The 19283-nt window shown below is 45.1% G+C and carries 17 protein-coding genes; 6 read left to right on the forward strand and 11 right to left on the reverse strand.

The annotated features are described in order from the left end of the window. Positions 1-89: 89 nt before the first annotated feature. Entirely contained in the window at positions 90-707 is a 618-nt protein-coding gene (locus BLS69_RS19025) for a hypothetical protein (protein ID WP_091034571.1), read from the forward strand. A 121-nt stretch (positions 708-828) separates the two neighbouring features. Here BLS69_RS19025 and BLS69_RS19030 read toward each other — a convergent pair whose 3' ends face one another. From BLS69_RS19030 to BLS69_RS19045, 4 genes are all read right to left on the reverse strand, one after another. Then, positions 829-1968 (reverse strand): toxic anion resistance protein, encoded by a 1140-nt coding sequence (locus tag BLS69_RS19030; protein WP_091034573.1) that lies wholly within the window; start codon positions 1966-1968, stop codon positions 829-831. 19 nt (positions 1969-1987) lie between these two features. Next, the gene (locus BLS69_RS19035) at positions 1988-3676 is read right to left on the reverse strand and encodes a vWA domain-containing protein (protein WP_091034576.1); all 1689 of its coding nucleotides are present in this window, start codon (positions 3674-3676) and stop codon (positions 1988-1990) included. A 12-nt stretch (positions 3677-3688) separates the two neighbouring features. Next, entirely contained in the window at positions 3689-4420 is a 732-nt protein-coding gene (locus BLS69_RS19040; RefSeq protein ID WP_091035155.1) for a hypothetical protein, read from the reverse strand. A gap of 653 nt (positions 4421-5073) precedes the next feature. Continuing rightward, entirely contained in the window at positions 5074-7395 is a 2322-nt protein-coding gene (locus BLS69_RS19045) for a beta-L-arabinofuranosidase domain-containing protein (protein WP_091034578.1), read from the reverse strand. A gap of 182 nt (positions 7396-7577) precedes the next feature. Here BLS69_RS19045 and BLS69_RS19050 point away from each other — a divergent pair, with 182 nt between their 5' ends. Both BLS69_RS19050 and BLS69_RS19055 read left to right on the forward strand, forming a co-directional pair. Beyond that, the gene (locus BLS69_RS19050; protein ID WP_143023595.1) at positions 7578-8342 is read left to right on the forward strand and encodes a helix-turn-helix transcriptional regulator; all 765 of its coding nucleotides are present in this window, start codon (positions 7578-7580) and stop codon (positions 8340-8342) included. 129 nt (positions 8343-8471) lie between these two features. Next, positions 8472-8984: a GNAT family N-acetyltransferase gene (locus tag BLS69_RS19055; RefSeq protein ID WP_091034581.1), complete on the forward strand. Its 513-nt coding sequence runs from the start codon at positions 8472-8474 to the stop codon at positions 8982-8984. Between the two features lie 134 nt (positions 8985-9118). On the opposite strand, the gene BLS69_RS19060 is transcribed toward BLS69_RS19055, so the two are convergent. After that, on the reverse strand, positions 9119-10162 hold the full coding sequence (locus tag BLS69_RS19060; RefSeq protein ID WP_091034582.1) for a 2,3-butanediol dehydrogenase: 1044 nt from the start codon (positions 10160-10162) through the stop codon (positions 9119-9121). A gap of 332 nt (positions 10163-10494) precedes the next feature. Here BLS69_RS19060 and BLS69_RS19065 point away from each other — a divergent pair, with 332 nt between their 5' ends. Beyond that, positions 10495-11406, forward strand: coding sequence for a LysR family transcriptional regulator (locus tag BLS69_RS19065; protein WP_091034584.1), 912 nt, complete (start codon positions 10495-10497; stop codon positions 11404-11406). Positions 11407-11520: 114 nt separating this feature from the next. Here BLS69_RS19065 and BLS69_RS19070 read toward each other — a convergent pair whose 3' ends face one another. From BLS69_RS19070 to BLS69_RS19095, 6 genes are all read right to left on the reverse strand, one after another. Continuing rightward, positions 11521-13275, reverse strand: a complete 1755-nt coding sequence (locus BLS69_RS19070) for a methyl-accepting chemotaxis protein (protein WP_091034586.1) — start codon at positions 13273-13275, stop codon at positions 11521-11523. Between the two features lie 245 nt (positions 13276-13520). Continuing rightward, positions 13521-13853: a hypothetical protein gene (locus BLS69_RS19075; RefSeq protein ID WP_091034589.1), complete on the reverse strand. Its 333-nt coding sequence runs from the start codon at positions 13851-13853 to the stop codon at positions 13521-13523. Positions 13854-13874: 21 nt separating this feature from the next. Continuing rightward, positions 13875-15200, reverse strand: a complete 1326-nt coding sequence (locus tag BLS69_RS19080) for a WXG100 family type VII secretion target (protein ID WP_091034592.1) — start codon at positions 15198-15200, stop codon at positions 13875-13877. Between the two features lie 290 nt (positions 15201-15490). Beyond that, complete coding sequence (locus BLS69_RS19085) at positions 15491-16843, reverse strand: amino acid permease (protein ID WP_143023596.1); 1353 nt, start codon at positions 16841-16843, stop codon at positions 15491-15493. Between the two features lie 137 nt (positions 16844-16980). Then, on the reverse strand, positions 16981-17262 hold the full coding sequence (locus tag BLS69_RS19090; RefSeq protein ID WP_091034594.1) for a hypothetical protein: 282 nt from the start codon (positions 17260-17262) through the stop codon (positions 16981-16983). Positions 17263-17417: 155 nt separating this feature from the next. Further along, on the reverse strand, positions 17418-17873 hold the full coding sequence (locus tag BLS69_RS19095) for a GNAT family N-acetyltransferase (protein WP_091034597.1): 456 nt from the start codon (positions 17871-17873) through the stop codon (positions 17418-17420). Positions 17874-18128: 255 nt separating this feature from the next. Between BLS69_RS19095 and BLS69_RS19100 the strand changes: the two genes are divergently transcribed. Continuing rightward, positions 18129-18704, forward strand: a complete 576-nt coding sequence (locus BLS69_RS19100) for a GNAT family N-acetyltransferase (RefSeq protein ID WP_176872787.1) — start codon at positions 18129-18131, stop codon at positions 18702-18704. Next, positions 18701-19048 (forward strand): DUF1801 domain-containing protein, encoded by a 348-nt coding sequence (locus BLS69_RS19105; protein WP_091034600.1) that lies wholly within the window; start codon positions 18701-18703, stop codon positions 19046-19048. The genes BLS69_RS19100 and BLS69_RS19105 overlap by 4 nt, the downstream gene beginning before the upstream one ends. Positions 19049-19283: the final 235 nt, after the last annotated feature.

Consider the following 19283-nt stretch of genomic DNA (forward strand, 5'->3'; position numbering starts at 1 on the left):
ATATTTATGTAAATGTATTCCTGTAATTTCTGGTAATGATATGTTAGGTTATCCAATGGAATACAAACCAAAGGAGGATGACATTACATTTGAAGAATTCGTGGATGATATCATTGATTACCAGTTTTGTTTTGCTTGGCGGGGTGCTTCTCTCTCCAACCACTTCTGCCAATGCAGCCAAAGAAGCAACCTCTACATATTCAGATCAGAGTTATAGTGAAGAAGAGAGTGAGTTTAGTGAAGATTTTGCGGACGACTTAGAATTAGATGATGCAGAACAGGAGCTCACTAAAGATCAAAAGGATTTCAAAAAATACCTTGAACAAATATCTCGTCTGGTACCTTATGAGAGTAAAGCAGTCGACACGTTGGGTAGTGTGGGAGGTGAGGTGAATTCAACCAATCGCAAGTCCATGTACCTCAAACTTACGAATACGGTGATCCCTAATTATACAAAAACGGTATCCATGTTAAAACAAATCAAGTCTTCCAATCCTGAACTTAAGAAAATACATGCCTATTATGTCAAGGGAAGCTACCTTCAGCTGGAAGGATACTTGTTGTACAAACAAGCCGTTTCTAAAAACAAAGTGAATTCTAAGATACTGCAACAAGGTCGTGCCAAAGTACGTGCGGCTGGCGTTCTACTTGACCAATACGAGCAGCAGATCTACCCTTATGCACGGAATATCGGGTATCTACATTAGTACCAATCTTCATAGAAGCCCAAAAAGCGACCGTTCCTCATATTTAATGAGGAACGGTCGCTTTTTCTAATTATGAATTATGATAACAATCTAATACGTAGCATTTGTTGCACTCTCCTGATCACAACCCCAGCTTCTGCCCCTTCTCCAACCGTTGAATCTGCTGCTCCCCGGTATCCGCAAGTTCACGGAACTGGTTAATCGTCTCGCGCATTCTTGGCAGGGCTTGCTGCTTATAAAGACTAATTGAATCGAGCGCTGACAACACATCGGTGAACGCCTGTTTCATGGTATCCACGGAGATGCTGGCTTCATATGCCTGCTTCTGGATGGCAATGCCCTGATCCTTGAGCATCTTGGATGTTCCAGCAATCAGATCATTGGTTGTCTGGTTCAACAATTCAATCTTCTGCAATACAATTTTCTGGTTATACAAAGCACTTGCGACAGTAACGGCAATTTTCAATGCCGAGATCGTTACATTCTTCGCCCGGTCTACCCCTCGGATCAGTTCCTTATTATTGCGGATGACCACTTCAATCGCCATGATGCCCTGCTGGTTCACAACCAACATCTGTTGTAGGTCCATGACCCGCTGACGAAGCGGGAACAGTACTTCTTCCGTAATAAATCGGACTTTCTCAGGGTCTTCATTGCGGACCTTGGCCGCTTCAATCTGCGCGTCGATAGATTCATCCATGAGCACACCAAGCTGAATCTCCTTTTGTAATCGTTTGGTGAGTTCCCGCAGGTTCTGCTGTTCAATCTCCAGGGTCGTATTATCGTTCCGGAGAGTGGATCTGCCTTTATCCAAAGAGGTTACGATGTCAGCGATGACCGCGTCAGCCTTCTGATATTTCAGGAAATAGGCGCGAAGCGGATTGAACAATTTCCCGAGCAAACCGGTCTTGGCAAAGTCGACCACGCTTGGGTCGAGATCCTTCAGTTGCATATGCAGCTCGGTCAAGCCTTTGGCGACCTGACCGCCCTCGTCTCCCGTCTTGGACAGATGTCCAACGGAGACTTGAAGCAAGGCGTTTTTCTCAGAAGAGGATCTCATCGTGTTCATGCCAAAACCGTCTATGGATTGCAAAATCTCTTTGCGCTTCTCCAGGGATTCGAGGTCCAGTGTCATGATCATTTCTACGTTGGCATTTGCCACTTGTTGAAGCTCCGCAACCTCGGCGGGCACGGGTTTTACCTCTTCTTCAATCACCTTCTGAATTTCCTTCTGGCTCGGTATTTCCATTGAAAATGACATCTACAGTTCCCCCTTTAGATTACATCTGTACGTTAAACAGGTTTCCGATCTTGTACACGACATCGTCGGTATCGGCATTGATGCTTGCGGCTTCGTTAATGCTGGAGATGCTCTCCAAAGCCTTGATGTCCGCGTTGTACCCAATCGTATAGATTGGTACTTTGTACGTTTCGACCAGATCACGGATATCCTTCAGGGTATGACCTTCATTGGTCTCGCCATCACTCAGGACAAAGATCAACGGCTTCACATTCGGATTAGCAACCATATAATCTTCCAGCATCTTCATCGCCACCACGATCCCGTCAAAGGTCGCCGTACCACCGCCAGCTTGCAGACTATCTACTGTTCCAACAAACATGGACTGCTGGTTCGTATCATACTTGGCAATCGGCAGATTCACGGTTACGCCGCTGGAGTAAGAAACCAGGCCAATACTGTTGTCTGTGCCCAAGTACTTCTGACCTTTGCGCAGGGACTCCTTCAGTCGGTTAAGCGGTTCGCCGTCCATGCTTCCGGATACATCCGTCACGAACACAGCGGCAATCGGTTTGCTGCCATTCTTCTTCTCTTTCCAGACTTTCTGCGCGGACAGCAACGTGCTCCCATCCACAGTGGCCAGTTCGGATTTGTAATCCTGCAACCCGTTGAAACCAAACTCCTCCGCCGATTGTTGATACTTCGCCTGGGTTACGAATTCCGCAAACTTCTGGATAATCTCCTTTTTATTCTGCGGCAATTGTCCCAATGCATACAGCGGGCTATCATGTCTCACACCAAATGGTGTAAATACGTATCCACTCTTCAGATCAGCGGTATTCACATACGTCTGGTATTCGAGTACAAAGGCATCCAGTCTGCCGGACTTCGCAGCCTCCCTCATCTGAATCGTTGTTGACGCTGTAAACGGTACATTCGTCTGGAATTTTTCGAACCCTTCAATAGCCTTCTCGCCAAGCGGGTTGGCGCTGTCATACGTATTCAGTGCGGTCACCAGGAAATTCAGTCCTGTGGAGCTGGCAAATGGATCGGTATATCCCATCGCGAGTTCATTGTTGGCAATGGCTTCGGTTACGGTTTTCACATTAACGGAGCCGTACGTATCAACCAGTGCATCATATTTGGCTTTGGAGATAACAATACCCGGAACATTCCCGACCAATCGCTCGGATACCATCTCTGTTTTCACCCCACTGGCCTCAACCATCTCGCCCCACAGTTCATTGGAAGGTGTGAATGCATCCGGCATATACTTGCCAGACTTGATATAATCGGCAGCCGTTCCGGAGGCAATGTTGCGGATTTTGACCGATACTTGTTTCCCACCAACGGTGATATTTGCTTTGTTGAACTCCTCGCCCACTTCGGTTAACCAGCCGTCTACCCCGCTGCCTGACTTCTCTGTGGAAGAGAAGATTTCGACGTAATCATTCGTTGTATTCTCTACGGAAATCGCAAATTTGGAGATATCCGGCAGTGATTCTGCCACATCGACCGGGTCGAGATCAATCTGTCCTTTGACCGGTTCCGCCGTCGCTGGCGCAATGTCCGCGTACAGTTTCCCCAGTTCCTTACCTGCATTCTCTGTGCTCACCTGTGTGGTTGACTTGCCAAAATTCGACGTCAGTGTAATCCCTGCATAGACCAGACCAAATACGAGTACCAGCATTACAATCGATATGAAAAAAAACTTTCCCTTCTTGGCCATACGAGCAACCCCTCACTGTCTGTATAATTTGGTGTGCTTGATTAACTGATCAATCTCCTGCATACAAGGCATCTGTTCAATATCTCCGGCTTCAAAGCTGTCGAGACGTGAAATCTCCAGTAACAACTGATCGAGCTTGAGCAAAATCTCCTCATTGGTGTGGAGTGCATTCTTCACATAAGACAGATAATCGTTGTATACCTTGTTTTTTTCCTGAAAAAGTTTCTGGGGAAGTGTGGAGGATTTGGATTTCATCATGTTGGCATAGTCAGCTTCATCGAATACATTCAACCGGTTCAGCACACTCCGAATGTTCAGGTATAACAACTTCTCCACTTCCATTGTGACCGAAGCAAATTTCTTGTAGCTCAGTTCCCCGGGATCAAACCGTTGATGAAGCACATTCAGGAGGGTTTCTTTTTTCTTTTTCATTCGACTAAGTTGGGACAGCCCCAGCGTAATATCTTCTTCGAGGACTTTGATGCGTCTATAAAAAGATAAGGCTTCCACATAATCTTCATGTGTTTCGATATGCTTCACGGGCAGGACTACCGGCTGTCTGAACAGCAAGGTGTAACTCCCATACAAGAGTGCCATTGCACTGCCGAACAACAGGGTAACGGATAACGCAGTTGTGAATGCACCCTCCCCGAAATTCAGTCCGATAAAGCCGGGTGAGAATGCCAGAACATTCACAGCCACAATACTGAGGATTAATCCCAACAATTTTATGTACTTGATCATGTTCAATCATCCGACCTCCTTTCATGTTATATATTGGTGCTTCATGTCGTAATTTTCCTGTTCAACTTATTCTTATTGTACATGATGTTAACGCTCTCAGGTGGATATGATTGGATATTTGGATACTCATAATATACGTGGTTTGGGCTTATCCCATTTCATATTTTCAGGGACAACGTGGAACTTGGCAGGAAATTTTGTGGTCAATCCATAAAAAGTGAGTTTTACGAGACAGCAGATTGTGGAGAAGAAATGTTATCAGGTAATACGTGGAAAATAGCTACGCGTGTCATTTTTTATATAAGACTTGTCTGAAAAAGTAGCAATGCAAAAAGGACAAATCGGAGATCATCCGGTTTTGTCCCTTATGCATTGGTTCATTATTTTTCGTGTTCTTATATAGAATCTTGATGCCTTATTCTACAGCTAACGAACTGAGGTGACGCTATTTGGTGCATTTCAACTCATCTGAAAATGTAACGAACCTGAGACACGTTATATTCGCGTTTTAGGTGCGTAGAAGTTGTATATCACCTATTTCGAATAAAATAGCGTCACTGAGATTCGTTACATTTCCCACCACATCAATTCCCGATATAAGGTGTGTGTGGTTCGTTAGATGTGTTTTGCGCCTTTTCACACCATGCCTCTTATTACGAAAAGATGGATTCCGGTTTTCTTCGCGTGGTGCGTACCTCTACAACTTTTCCGGCACAACCATTGTCGCCCTTCGCCTGGAACATTACCGTAACGCTGTCTTTGCCTGATGTAACCGCCTCAGGAATATCATAGGTCACATAGAACACTTCGCCGATTTTGTTCATATGAATTCGCTGCTCTCCGATGACGGTACCATCCACAGAGATGATGAATTGTCTGTCATATAACGTACCTTCCCGTTCAAACGGGGAATGATCTCCGCCCCAATAGGCCACACATAGATAATTGGTTGTCTCGCGATCTACCGCCAATTGGTAACTGAAGTAAGCCCCACTGACGCCAAAAGCCTCTCGCCACATATGCAACTTCTTACGGCCATCTGTGGTTGAACCGTTGTGATGCTCCCCACGGCAGTTGCTATCCAGTTGATGTCCAATCTCATCCTGCTGACCGTCAGCCTGAACCCTGTCGATCGTGATATCGTTCAACTCTTTCTCCAGCGCATCCCCTTCATCGTTAAACGGCCAGTACACGGTATAAAATTCGTGATGCACATCATAGAACGGAATGAGCTTCACGGCTTCGCCTGTGGAAGTAACATCTTTGCTAAGTTCAAATGTTAACGTATCTGCATCCACAACCTTGATCCACTCTCGTACATCCTCCTGCTCCGTCCAGATTACAGGTACAGGTGCAGTCTTGGGATTCAGCGCTGTTTCGTCCACAATCGTATCCTCGGGAAGACCCTCGTTTCCTAGTGCACCAGCGAGTACAATTGGGCCGTACAAGAAGGCTACTTTGTGGGCATCATCCCGGGAAGTGTACTGGCGGAGTGACATCGGCAGTGTGATTGTGATGACATCGCCCGTTGTCCAAGTGCGGTCGATGGAAAGATAACCGGGTTCCATCCGTGTATACGGATGTTCCGTATCCCCATTAACCGTTGCCGTCATTGGCTGTTGCAGCCACGAGGGCACGCGTAATCTTAGATGGGCCGAGGCGTTGCCTCCGGTGATCGTCAGGGTCACCTTTTCCGAATAAGGAAAGTCGGTTTCAAGCTTCAGGGATAATCCCTGTAACGCCCAATCCAATTGGGAAGCGATATACAGGTTGACGTACAGGTCCTGTTCATCCTCAAAATAGATGGCCTCGGCATATTTGCCCGGGTTCTCCATGCCTGATCCTGTGCAGCACCACCAAGCGGTATCGTGAGTACCATAGATTTTGTAGTGGCCTTGCAGCGTTGATGCAAAATACGTTTTGTTCCCTGTATCGGGGTCCTGAGCGCCGAGGATGTGATTATAGATGGCGTTTTCATAATAGTCCATGTAGGCACTATCGTGATTCCAGGCGAAGAGTTGCTTCGTTAGATGTAACATGTTGTGAGTACAACAGCTCTCTCCTGTTTTGATGCCCAGACTCTCCATGCCCTTTGCTTCGTAATGCTCCGAGATGCTCGTCGCACCAAATACGTAGGAACGATGATGAATGGTGGTGTCCCAGAAAAATTCTGCCGCCGTCCGATAACTTTCGCGAGAGTGATCCTGGTTGTAGATTTCGGCTGCACCGATCACTTTAGGAATCTGCGTATTGGCGTGTTTGCCTTGAAGATCGTCCTGCTTGTGCTCCAAGGGTCTCAGGATCAATTGATGGGTGAACTTGTTAGCGATCTCAAGGTATAAGGCCTTGCCCGTGATCCCGTACAAGTGTGCAAATACTTCATTCATGCCCCCGTGTTCACTTTGAAGCATCGTCTGCATCTGTTCTTCTGTCATCGGGAGCAAACCTTCTACCGCCCAGTCTGCAAATCGAGTAACCACTTCAAGTGCCTGTCTATTGCCAGTGAGTTTATACGCATCAATCAGGCCACGATAGATTTTGTGCACACTGTACCAGGGAACCCAGTATTCACCGATATTGAATCCACCGATATTCTCTGCTCGAAAAGCCATGTGGAAAGGTTCTTCGGACAAACCACCGATATACCCGCTCCCCGTGGTCTGCTGGATTCTCGCCAGTTCGGTAACCGCATAATCCAGTCTTTCTTTTAACGTGATATTCCCGGTTGCCTGATACGTCACAGCCAGGGCAGACAGATAATGTCCGAGGGAATGTCCGCTGATGGTACGTGCCTCCCAACCCGCGTAACGCTCTTTTTGGGCAGGTAAACCATGAGCTTCGAAGCATGGAGCCAGGAATCGATCAATATCCAGCGATAACAGGTAACGCTCCCCCACCTCTTGTGATGTTTGGAACACACCATTTAACAAATCTACATGTTCCGGTCCCAGAAATCCTTTTTTCGTATCAATCATGACACTCACTCCTTCTCGGGATGTAATAGATATCCATTCATTCTTGAGGGGTAAAATCCGTGTTCTGTTCCATATGACTAATACTCATCAATCCACTTTAGAGCTTGAATATCCTCATATTATCAAATAAAATACAATTACATCAGACTCATAATCCAAGAAAAGGTGGATAAATCCGTCCTATGCAAAAGCCACTGGAGCATTACCTGTGCGGCAAGTTCATATCCGAAGGCAACTGGAGCCACATGAGACGCAGCATGCCTGTGCATGAGATTATTTTGATGCTGGAAGGTGAGATGTACATCGCGGAAGAAGAGGAACAATATGTAGTTCGTGCCAACGATCTGTTGTTTCTGCGCGCTGGTCGCACCCACTATGGCTACCAGATCAGCGACGCCCCCGTCAGCTTTTACTGGGTTCACTATGATGCCATGTCGGCAGAATTCAACCAGTTTAGGACACATGCCACCATTCAGGTGCCTTCCATGGCCAATCAGTTATTCAAGCAATTGCTGCATGTGTCATCCTTCTCACCCGAGGAAGCCAACGCTGCTTTGTTATTGTTGTTCAGAGAACTGGAGCGGAATATAGAGGCGGATTATCGCCCGCACAATGCAATTGTGGACCATATCTGCAAGTGGGTCGATATTCATCTGCATACAAACATCACGGTGAGTCAGATTGCGGAAAATTTTAATTTTAATAAAGACTATATCTCCAAAATGGTGAAACGCGAGAAAGGTACTGGACTCAAAACTTATATCCTCACAGAACGTATTCGCCGGGCAAAACAATTGCTGCTGAACACCAATGCCAGTGTAAAAGAAATTGCCGGACAGTGCGGCTTCTCCGACTACAAGCTGTTTCTGCGCATGTTCAAGCAGTACGAAGGCAATACGCCAACCGAATATCGCAATCATCTGTATTCCACACAGCTCAATCGCTGATATGCTTTGATCAATAGAAATGACTGAGTTACCTATAGAAAATTTGAATGAATCGGATTGAATCCGTTATGGTAAAATGCAAGAAAACTATATTCCATACTTAACCCATAAGAGAAGGGGAATTATAAGATGACAACGGCTGCCGTTACGATTCATCCTGCCACAGAAGCAGACCATCCAGAGATTGTAGATATCCTTGTTGCAAGTTATGCCGAGTATCGGGAGACTTTTGAACAAAATGAACGATGGGAAGCCTACCTGAAAGACATTCGAGAGTCTGTGGTTAATCCGTACCTGACACAATTATGGATCGCGAAGATTGATGATCAGATTGTCGGTACAGTCCAATTATTCGAAACAGCGCGCAAGGCTTATCCAAACTTTGAATTGCCAATCGATTATCCGTTTATTCGGCTGTTGGGTGTTGATCCAAAATGGAGAGGTCACGGGATTGCCAGAGTATTGCTCCAGCAATGCGTAGATTCTGCCAAAGAAATGGGCAAAAATACGGTGTACTTATATACGGGCGGTCAGATGGTCAATGCCATCCGTTTATATGAGCGTTTTGGATTTACAGAGGATGAGGAATTCAGCTCCGAGAGTGGCGGGGGCAAGGCGATCTGTTACCGTTATGATTCCTAGTGTTGGGTAACAGCCACCCGGGATCAGCGAACAGAGAATGAAATGTAAAAAAGACCGATCATCTTCATGAACGGTCTTTTTTACGTTTATAGATGATCAATTAGCATTTGAAATGATACATCGCTATTGATTTTTTAGCCGCCAATCTCCACCAAAATCTTCGCATGGCTCTTGTCGCTCATCAACAGCTCAAGTCCTTCCTGCACGATGTCGTCCAGTTTAATTTTCTTGGTGATGACCTGTTTCACATCGAGCGACCCTTCTGCAATCAATGAAATCACTTCAGGGAAAATGTGGCGATATGCCAGCGTTGCCGTTAGATTCGCTTCTTTGACCAGAAGATCGAAGAAGTTCACTTGAAGCGGATTTGGTATCGCAGCGATGACAACAACTTCTCCACCTTTTTTGACAACCGCAATGGCGCTATCCATCGTTGGTTGTACACCCGCTGCTTCATAAGCCACATCAATGCCACCCGATTGTTGCAAGATCACCTCTGTTGCATTAACTTTGGCACTGTTCACCGGAATCGCTCCCAGCTTGGCTGCCAAGTCCAGACGTTCCTCAAATACATCAACTGCATAGATCTCAGAGGCTCCTGCAGCTTTGGCAGACAGAATGGTCAATAATCCAATTGGACCTGCTCCATATACGGCTACTTTGTTCCCCACTTTCAGCTTGCTGTGACGAACCGCGTGAAAGGCTACTGCCGTAGGCTCTACGAGCGCGCCTTCTTCGAAAGATACGTTATCCGGTATAGGATGAACCATGTATGCTTCAACAACAACATACTCCGCAAAACCACCATCACCATTCAGTCCAACGAATCCAAATTGAGCACATTGGTTATAGCGCCCCTGGATACAGTACTCGCATTTTCCACAATGGTACAATGGCTCTACCACAACTCGATCCCCTACACTGATACCGCTTACATTGCTTCCCAATTCACTCACGGTTCCTGCAAATTCATGACCCAGTGTCAGCGGTGCTTTCTGTCCTGAGAGCGGATGATTCTCGCCTTCTTGAATCCCCACACCATGATGATAAGCATGCAAGTCACTGCCGCAGATCCCCGCATATTCCACTTTAATTTTGACCTGACCCGCTTGAGCAACCGGAACCTCCCGTTCTTCCACACGCACGTCTTTATGGGCATACCATACTGCTGCTTTCATGAAGTTCATCCCCTTTATATGATTGTCTATATAAGTTGAACTAGACATGTTACACCTAATTACGCTGGTTGCAGTACCATCTTTCGATCGCTCTTATCCCCAGATTTTCTTCACTCCCTTGATCCAAGGGAAAAATACGGTGATAAAGGCGCACGCTCTGCTTCTTCAGATTGGTTCTGCACTCTGCGTTTCTGGTGTAAAAGAAAGGTTCTACTTATATAGTAAAAAACTATAACGCTTGTCTATATATTATATCGCTGTTCATGTATTATTCATATTTATAGATACTAATGTTAACATTAGTTGTATTAATGCTAAACGGAGATGAAATCATGAATCTGGAACAGCTCGAATATGTCGTTGAAATTGCAAAGACGCAATCATTCTCCGCCGCCTCGGAGCATCTGCATGTCACACAATCGGCGATCAGCCAATCGGTTCATCGTCTGGAGAAAGAATTGGGTATCATCCTGTTCGAACGCTCGCGGCAGGGAACTCATCCCACTCCCGAAGGCAAACAATTCATTGCCAAGGCACTGGACATTTTACAGCGGATTGATGAATTGAAATCCCTGAACGCAGAAGCCTCCTCTCTTAGCGGAGAGCTTCATGTGGCTACTTTTCCAAGTGTCATGCCCTATCTTGTCCAGTCTGCTGCGGATATGAAGCGTGAGCACCCGCAACTTAACATCTCCATTGAAGAGAAAGGGTCCATGGAAATTATCGAGGATATTCGCAATAACAAAACCCATCTGGGCTTTATCGCGATCTATGCCAAACAATTGCGGGAATTCGATGGACTTCACTTCAGTCCCATGTACTCGGGTAAGCTGGTAGTTGGTACGCATCACCTGTCTGAACTTGCCAAGCACAGCCGTGTATCACCTGATCAATTAAAAGAACACAAGCTGGCACTCTATCGAGATGGTTTCATCGAAGACTTCATCAAGGAATTCACCTATGATCATGGACCTCTGTCCATTCTGTTTAAAACAAATAATTCAGAAGCCATCAACATGGTGTTAAGAAACGATATTGCCGCCACCATTGGTCACGACTTTTCCTTTCACCAAAACCTCTTATGGAAAGAAGGTCTGGTGAAGATGGTGGAGATCGCTGGAATCGATCAACCCAAAATGCAAATTGGCTTCGTACAGACGGAGTCCAAGGAGGCCGCCGTAGCCGCAGAACGATTCGCCCAACGCTTCAGACAGGCGATAGAGCTGGATCATTTAAAAGTTTAGATCTAAAAAAGTGCTCCACCCTTTGAAGGAAGTTTGGGATGAACACCAACTTCTCCAAGAGCGGAACACTTTTCTAACTACTTTTTGCGTTACTATTACTACACCTTACTCAAACTATACTTTAACTTTACGTACGGCTTCACTCATCTCGTTCGTCTGCTGCTCCAGCATTGTGGAGGTCTGCGCCACCCTGTTGAACATGGCCGATTGTTCACGCATCAAGCGATAGATTTCATCCGAATGATCCGACACACCAGCTGATATCTGCGAGATCGTATTGACGGAGGCTGCAGCCTCTTCCGATCCTGCCGAGATTTCCTCTGCCGCAGCGGAGACTTCCTGAATGCGGCTGGTCACCAGTTGGAACGCATCAACTACATGAGCGAAAGCTTGCTCCGCTTCTGCGGTAATCGTAACACCTTGTCCAATCTCGGTTGCAGTAACCCCCATCTGTGAGCCAATCTGCTGTGATTCTTGTTGAATACGAAGCAACAAGTCGGAGATCCGTTCCATGGATGTGCTTGAGGCCTCAGCAAGCTTCCGAACTTCATCCGCCACAACCGCAAAACCTTTGCCGTGTTCTCCTGCATGTGCTGCCTCTATGGATGCATTAAGCGCAAGCAGCTTCGTCTGACTCGCAAAATCACGAACCGTGTGCAGGGCACCACCAATTTCCTGGGAGTAATTGTTCAGCACCTGGACCATCGCTACAACTTCACTTGAGACATTTGAGATGCTCTCCATCTGTGTTTTCATCAGTGTCATGCTCTGTTTACCGGACTCCGCCGTAGAAAGCGCACTTGTTGCCGCATCCGATACAACCATCGAGGATTCGGAAATATCCGTTATGCCTTTTGCAATCTCTTCCATCGCATGCGCGCTATCGCTTGCACCCTGCTTCTGCGTATGTGCACCCTGCCTAATCTGTTCGACAGATTGATCAACCGTCTTGCCCATCTCAAGCATCTCTTCGGTACTGCGATTAAATTCCTTCGTTGATTCCGATAAAATATCTGTGGTTACTGCTACGCCTTCAACCATGTTACTCACAATCTTATTCAAGTTACCGGACATATGTATCATCGCTTGATATGTGGTTCCAATCTCATCTTCACTCCGCAAACGATATGACGTCAAAATTTGATTCGCTTCTGCAAGCTCACCCTGTGCCATTTTTTCCACACTCGCCTTCAGCGGTTGAAGTGGTCGCAGTCCTCTTACGATAAACCACATGACAACAGCAATGCCTATAAGTGTAATTAGTAGCAATAAGGCATAGAAGGGAATACTCGATTTCATAATATCCGATTCAATGCTTCCGATGACCGATACCGCCGTATCGATACCAATTACACCTGTTACAGCGCCATTACTATCCAGCATGGGAGCGTAAGAGGAAATATAGTCGCCGTACTCCTCATTGTTAATAATCGAAGAACTGGCTGTTTGCCCCTGCAACAGCTTCTGCACAGCCTCTTGAGGGACATCCGTTACTTCATTAATAGGCGAGGCTTTATCTGTATCCTTCATGCCGTCCACCATAATAAGTGGCGTACCTTTGTCATCTATTTTGACGAAATACACATACATTGCACCAATGCTTACGCGAAAGTCATCCAATTCATCACGAATCTTCACGAATTCGTCATTCTCCTTGGGGTCCTTGGCAAACTCGGCATAAGATGCTGTATCCAGCTGATTCACATAACTCTGAGCAATCTGGATGTTGTAACTCGAAATGGCCTCCTGCGCAGCTAGTTTCATATTGGCCACCTGTAACAGCATGCTTCCAACGGCTATAATCATAATGACCAGCGTAACTACTGCAACAATGCGCACCACCAAACGTTTTCTAAAAAAACCAATCATCCGCTCCTCTTCCTCTCCCGTGAACCCAAGCCTTTTTGACTAGGCGCTACCCAAAAAACGCATGCTTGAAGCACTATGTATGGGAAAATAGTAAACGAATATGTCGAATTAGGCAAGAAAATATTGGGTTAACATAAAAACGCTATCATGGATGTGATAGCTTTGTTGGATGGAACAAAAAAACTCCAATGCAAGCATTAGAGTATGTTCAAAGATTGATAATTATCTTTATTCTGTAACTTGATTTACCATTCTAACTCTTCAATCAAGTTAAATATCATTTTTTTATCAAAATCATCCATTGATTTAAAAATAGCTATTTCATCTGTTTTTTTGTCCAATTTGATGAGTGTAGCTATGGCTAAATCTCCGACTTTATAATAACCTAATAATTTATCTGATGGCCCTCTTCTCGATGTAAGTTCCTCCAGTTTTTCATTTATACCAGTTGACCCCAATTTTTCTTTGCCTATATAAGTCATTACATGATACAAGACTATTGGATTTGATTCATTTAATAAAAGTTGCAACTCATCAATTGAACATTGTCCTTCTTCAATTTTCTTTATTAAATTCATATTTCTACCCCCCATTAAATTTTATTTCAAATGACTCGTAAGGGTCTGCCTTTCTCTTACATAATTTTCAAACAGAGCATTTGCAATATCATTTCGACCTAATTCATCAGCTATTTTTATTTCTCTCATGTATGCATTTAATTCCATTTTAACACGATTCATAGTCTGAAAATGATAACTCATTCCCGGAAAACCTTTGTTCATATCGTCTAGATAATGTGTGTATTCGTGTAAAAGCGCCCCTATGGATGCATCCTCATTTATAATTAACTGTCCAGGTCCCCCTTTTTTTGGAGAATACGCCATATCCTCGCCTCTATGAATGACTTCGACACCGTTTGATTCCAAGTTATCAATAATTTCTTTCCATTTCTCGGGATGAGATTCCCTACCAGGGCCAAGAACTTCTTTTAATGGATCATCTATACCTTTTCTGAACATATCTTTACTATTATCTAAGCGTGTCCCAACCTCTTTTTCCTTGCCCAGATATTCGGAAAACTTAGAGGATTCTCTCGCCTTTTTACTCTCAGCAATGTTATCTAGAACTCGAAGGCGTTGATCTTGAAGTCCATTAAAGCCACCTGTTAACTGCCCTGTACCAGGCGGACGATTGAATGAATTAATCTTCGCACCGCCTCCTGACGAAGTCAGAAGATTATGCGGCTTGATCATCGTGGAAGCATAACCCCCTCCAACCATTAGACCTCCCAACCCAATCATATTCGCCCAGTGTTCACTGGACCAGGCATTGGTCGGAAAGGTGGCTTCCCGTATCGTTCCATGGATACCAAACGTGAGCCAGTTGGCAGCATCATTCGGAGAGTTGAATGCTTTATCCGCCCTGTCTACATACCCCTGAACAAGACCACTTGGAATACCAAATGTCCAATAATCCAGAAATCCACCTACACTATCATAACGCTTTTGATATCGATCATCCGCAGATTGCATAAAGGCTTGTCCCAATTCGACTAAACTGTCAGCAGACTTCTGAAAAGCATTACGTGTATCGGCTAATGGTGCCCTGCATTCATCCGGCGGTGGTGGTACGCAATTCACATCATAGGATTGTACAGCTTCCTGATCAGCAAGTCTGAATTTTTCCGCATGCCCTTCGAGCTCCTTGGCGATGGATAAGGATAGTGAAACAAAGTCATCCATCACCCGCTGCACAACCATAAAATCAATATAAAACCTTTCCTTCGTGCTACCATCCCACTGCCTTTCGATTTCGAATAAATGTTGTTTCAAGATGTTATTCATCTGAAAAACCTGATTCTGAGCTGCTGCAAATTGTTTCGAAACAGATATCAACTGTTCAGGTGTTACTTTTATTGTTGTCATGTGAGACCTCGTTCTAAATATATTTCGTTGTTATACGAATATTTGTTGTTTAGAATGCTATAAGTTTTATATGTACAGATGGGCTTTTATTATAAAGTGAACACAGATCATTTCGTAGAGACTGTCGGTTTATTTATCTAGTTCGTATTACCCCTAATTTGTCCCAGATATAACAAAAACAGATCTTCCAGTTCCGAAATAAGATCGTTCCTTTAGTGCATACAAAAAAACACCCCGGCGCAAGCGCCGAGATGTCATGTTGTTCTATATTTGCATACTACCCATCCATACTAAACTGTTTGTCCATTCGTCCTTCTGAATCGAATCAGGGACCAGATAATCAGCAACGCAAGCACGGCAAGACAGATGCTAATGCTGAACCGATTACCCTCATCAAACACAAACATCACCGCAATCACACTGAGACATAGTACCACGACTCCAGTTATATAAGGGAATCCCCAAACTTTGAAGGTCGGTTGAACCGGATATCTCTTCCGCAGTTTCAACTGTGATGAGGCAATACAGATCCACACAAGGATTACGACAAACCCTGGAACTGCGAGCAATACGCGGAACAGTTGATCCTGCGCGAACAGGCCAAGCAAGGAACCTCCGAGCAAAACTACTGAGCACACCAGAAGTGTGTTAACAGGGCTACCGTTGCGATTCGTCTTTGACAATGCCTTCGGAGCTTCCCCGCCCACTGCCATGGAGTGCATCATCCGGGATGCACCATAGATCCCTGAATTCGCAGCAGAAAGAACTGCCGTCACCAAAATAAAGTTCATTATGTGTGCTGCTCCCGGCAGTCCTGTGGAGGCAAGCACCTGTACAAACGGACTGCTCTCCGGCCCAATCTCATTCCATGGGATGAGACCACAGATGATGAGAATCGGCAAGGTGAAGAACAGAATAATTCTGAGCATAAAATTGCCCACGATTTTGGGCATCACTTTTTCTGCATTTTCCGTCTCGGTCAGGGTCAGACCAATCAGCTCCGATCCCCCATAAGAGAACATGACCACAAGCAGTGCCGAGAAGATCGATGACCAACCGTTCGGGAAGAACCCTCCCGCTTGCGTGTAATTTTGCAGATATGGCGTGTTGTCACTTGGGATAATGCCAAAGATCAACCCTGCACCCAGGAAGATAAAAATAATGATCATGGCAATTTTGATCCCGGCCAGCCAAAACTCAAATTCCCCGAACACACCTACACTCAAAAGATTAACCAGTATAATGAACGCCGCACAAGCCAGACTCAGCGTCCACAGCGGTACTTCACTGAACCAATACTGCAAAAAGCTCCCGGCAGCAATCACCTCAATGACACACACCGATAACCATAGAAAGCAGTACATCCATCCCATAACAAAGGATACTCTGCTACCGAATGCTTCCTGCACGAAGTCTTTCATATTTTTGTTCTTGTACACCGTAGCCATCTCCGCCATCGCGGCCATAACAACCAGCAGCAATAATCCAGCAAAAATGTACGTGACAATAACGCCCGGACCAGCGAGTCCAATCGTCTCTGCACTGCCTTTGAAAATTCCTGTTCCAATTACACCACCCATAGCCATAAAACTGATGTGTCTTGGTTTAAGCTTCTTCTGTAGTGTTCCTTCTGTCTGAGCCAATTCAAGTCCTCCTGATGTAAAAAACGTCTGTAATGCTGTCTTGTTTCATAGACATAATGTCCAGTATACCCTATTGTCCATCAATCAGCCCAGAAGTTCCTTATGGCCAATTCATCCCAAACATATATGGACATAACCTATGTTTTATACCCCACAATCGCATGAAGCAATCTATGTACAATCCAGCTGAGCAAACTGTACACTGCCCCATAGATGAACCAAGCGCCTATGTTACTACCCATTGTTGAAAGATCACTCGCGATATACAACAAAGGCAGCATAAAAGAAATAATCAGCGCTCCCCAGAGTCTAAACCATTTGGCAAAATAACTGCATACTCCAAGCACCACAGCAATGATGGGACATAATATCAATACGGCAAACAGCGGATTCATATGATCAAACCACCAATATATCATGCAAGACTACCTCCACCCTTTTCATAGCGTGGTCCATGTTGCGTCATTGAGCTTATTCTACTCTTTTTCCAACTTTTAATATGTACGATATGTTGCAAAATAAAAAAACCAGCATCCTGTAAAAAACAGAAATCTGGTTTCTCATGTAGATCACTTTAGATTTTTTTCGTCATAAACGTGCTGTTCGGGTCCAATATATAATCTGCGAATGGTTCGCAATATTCGAATCCGAAATCTTCGTACAGCTTCCGTGCCGGGATAAATGAATCCATTGAGCCCGTTTCCAGACTGATTCGCTTATAACCACGGTCTGTGGCAACCTCCATAATATGAGCCAAAATTGTTTTCGCGACGCCTTTTCTCAGATGAGCCGAAGCGGTACGCATCGATTTCAACTCTGCATGCTCTGGATCAAGTTCTTTGATAGCCCCGCAGCCGAGCAAGTCGTCTCCTTCCCAAGCACACCAGAATGTAATTTCGGGCTTCTTGAGTCCATCCAGATTCAACGCATGAATACTCTCTGGAGGCGAATCGGCTGCCATCCCTTGCAAGTGCTCAGCGATTAATGCCTTAACCTGTACTCCACTCAAATCATCCACTTTAATCTCCAAAACGTACCACTCCCGCCGACATTTTTATTGGTTCTATCACTGAATGTATATCAATCATTTCATCTTACTACCGTGTCAGGTTTTATGACAAGAGGTTACTTTTATCCACTAAAATACGCTATTGTGATTCACCTGTAATTTCCAGTATGATGAGGCTATCATATGCCAAAGGGGCGAGGTCTATTGCGAAATATACATAGAGTTAAACGTGGAACTAAGGTGAAGCAAGCTTAACTTAATTTAAAGGAGACCCCTATGACACTAACAACGGACAACCTGTTTTATAGCAAACGATTAAAGATGACGCCACCACGCTCTGAAGACGTGCAGACCATGCTGCAATGGAACGAAGACCCGGAGTACCTTCGGAATGTGGATACTGATCTGGCCATTCCCTATTCAGAGAGACAGTTGGAAGATGAGGGCGAAACGAAGAACAAGGAAGTTTACTTCAGACTTCGCACGCATGAAGAGGATATGCTGATTGGTTTTGTCGTCATTCATAGCATTGAATGGAACAACCGCTGCGGACAGCTTGCCATTGGCATCGGACTGGCCGAACATCGCAACAAGGGGTATGGTACGGAAGCGTTGAATCTTATTTTACGATATGCATTCCATGAAATGAATCTGGACCGGGTTGGCCTCGATGTCATCGCCTACAATGCCAAAGCAATCCGTTCCTATGAGAAGGTTGGTTTTCAGTTGGAAGGTCGGGCACGCTCAGCTGTATATCGTGATGGTAAGCGTTACGACCGCTTGATGATGGGAATCCTAAGACCAGAATGGGAAACACACAATCAGATCCATACGGAGGGTGAACAAGCATGACCAAGAATGCAGAAGTCACTGCGTTTATTGAACAGATTCAGATCCCCTGGCAAGTAGAAGTCGCTGAACAATTGCGCCAGTTAGTGCATGATACCATCCCTGACGTACAAGAACGCGTACAATACAAGAAACCTCATTTTTTGAAAAACGGAAAGTACGCTGCGGTCATCTCGCCATCCAAACAAGCCATGTCCTTCACCATCTTTCATGCAACTGGACTTGATCTACCCGATGGGATCTTCGAAGGCCCGGAAGAACGCAAAACGATCAAGCTCAAGGAAAAAGATATACCCGATTATGAATGGCTGGCGGGATTGCTGAAGCAGGCATCTGCGGAATTGTAGACGGATGTTTTGAAGAGGCGTATACGCCTCAGTAGTAACTTAGGTGGTAATGTGCGGAACGTATGGTGCGGGTGGTGTGTATGGGGATTACAGACAAAACCTCCGATTTGCTTCATAAAAACCTACCAATAGAAGCAATAACGTGGCTACGATTCGTTAGAATACTACACTGCTGCATATTCGCCCAATAAGACGTGCCAGGTTCGTTAGACTATGTAAGAACGACAAACTGCCT

Source organism: Paenibacillus sp. CF095, from assembly GCF_900101225.1.
GTDB lineage: Bacteria > Bacillota > Bacilli > Paenibacillales > Paenibacillaceae > Paenibacillus.

Bases quoted from the DNA above. Each gene is read 5' to 3' on its own strand.
- BLS69_RS19040 (WP_091035155.1), bottom strand. From the start codon at position 4,420: ATGATCAAGTACATAAAATTGTTGGGATTAATCCTCAGTATTGTGGCT.
- BLS69_RS19080 (WP_091034592.1), bottom strand. From the start codon at position 15,200: ATGACAACAATAAAAGTAACACCTGAACAGTTGATATCTGTTTCGAAA.
- BLS69_RS19075 (WP_091034589.1), bottom strand. From the start codon at position 13,853: ATGAATTTAATAAAGAAAATTGAAGAAGGACAATGTTCAATTGATGAG.
- BLS69_RS19105 (WP_091034600.1), top strand. From the start codon at position 18,701: ATGACCAAGAATGCAGAAGTCACTGCGTTTATTGAACAGATTCAGATC.
- BLS69_RS19035 (WP_091034576.1), bottom strand. From the start codon at position 3,676: ATGGCCAAGAAGGGAAAGTTTTTTTTCATATCGATTGTAATGCTGGTA.
- BLS69_RS19055 (WP_091034581.1), top strand. From the start codon at position 8,472: ATGACAACGGCTGCCGTTACGATTCATCCTGCCACAGAAGCAGACCAT.
- BLS69_RS19090 (WP_091034594.1), bottom strand. From the start codon at position 17,262: ATGATATATTGGTGGTTTGATCATATGAATCCGCTGTTTGCCGTATTG.
- BLS69_RS19100 (WP_176872787.1), top strand. From the start codon at position 18,129: ATGACACTAACAACGGACAACCTGTTTTATAGCAAACGATTAAAGATG.
- BLS69_RS19060 (WP_091034582.1), bottom strand. From the start codon at position 10,162: ATGAAAGCAGCAGTATGGTATGCCCATAAAGACGTGCGTGTGGAAGAA.
- BLS69_RS19045 (WP_091034578.1), bottom strand. From the start codon at position 7,395: ATGATTGATACGAAAAAAGGATTTCTGGGACCGGAACATGTAGATTTG.
- BLS69_RS19065 (WP_091034584.1), top strand. From the start codon at position 10,495: ATGAATCTGGAACAGCTCGAATATGTCGTTGAAATTGCAAAGACGCAA.
- BLS69_RS19030 (WP_091034573.1), bottom strand. From the start codon at position 1,968: ATGTCATTTTCAATGGAAATACCGAGCCAGAAGGAAATTCAGAAGGTG.
- BLS69_RS19070 (WP_091034586.1), bottom strand. From the start codon at position 13,275: ATGATTGGTTTTTTTAGAAAACGTTTGGTGGTGCGCATTGTTGCAGTA.
- BLS69_RS19050 (WP_143023595.1), top strand. From the start codon at position 7,578: ATGCAAAAGCCACTGGAGCATTACCTGTGCGGCAAGTTCATATCCGAA.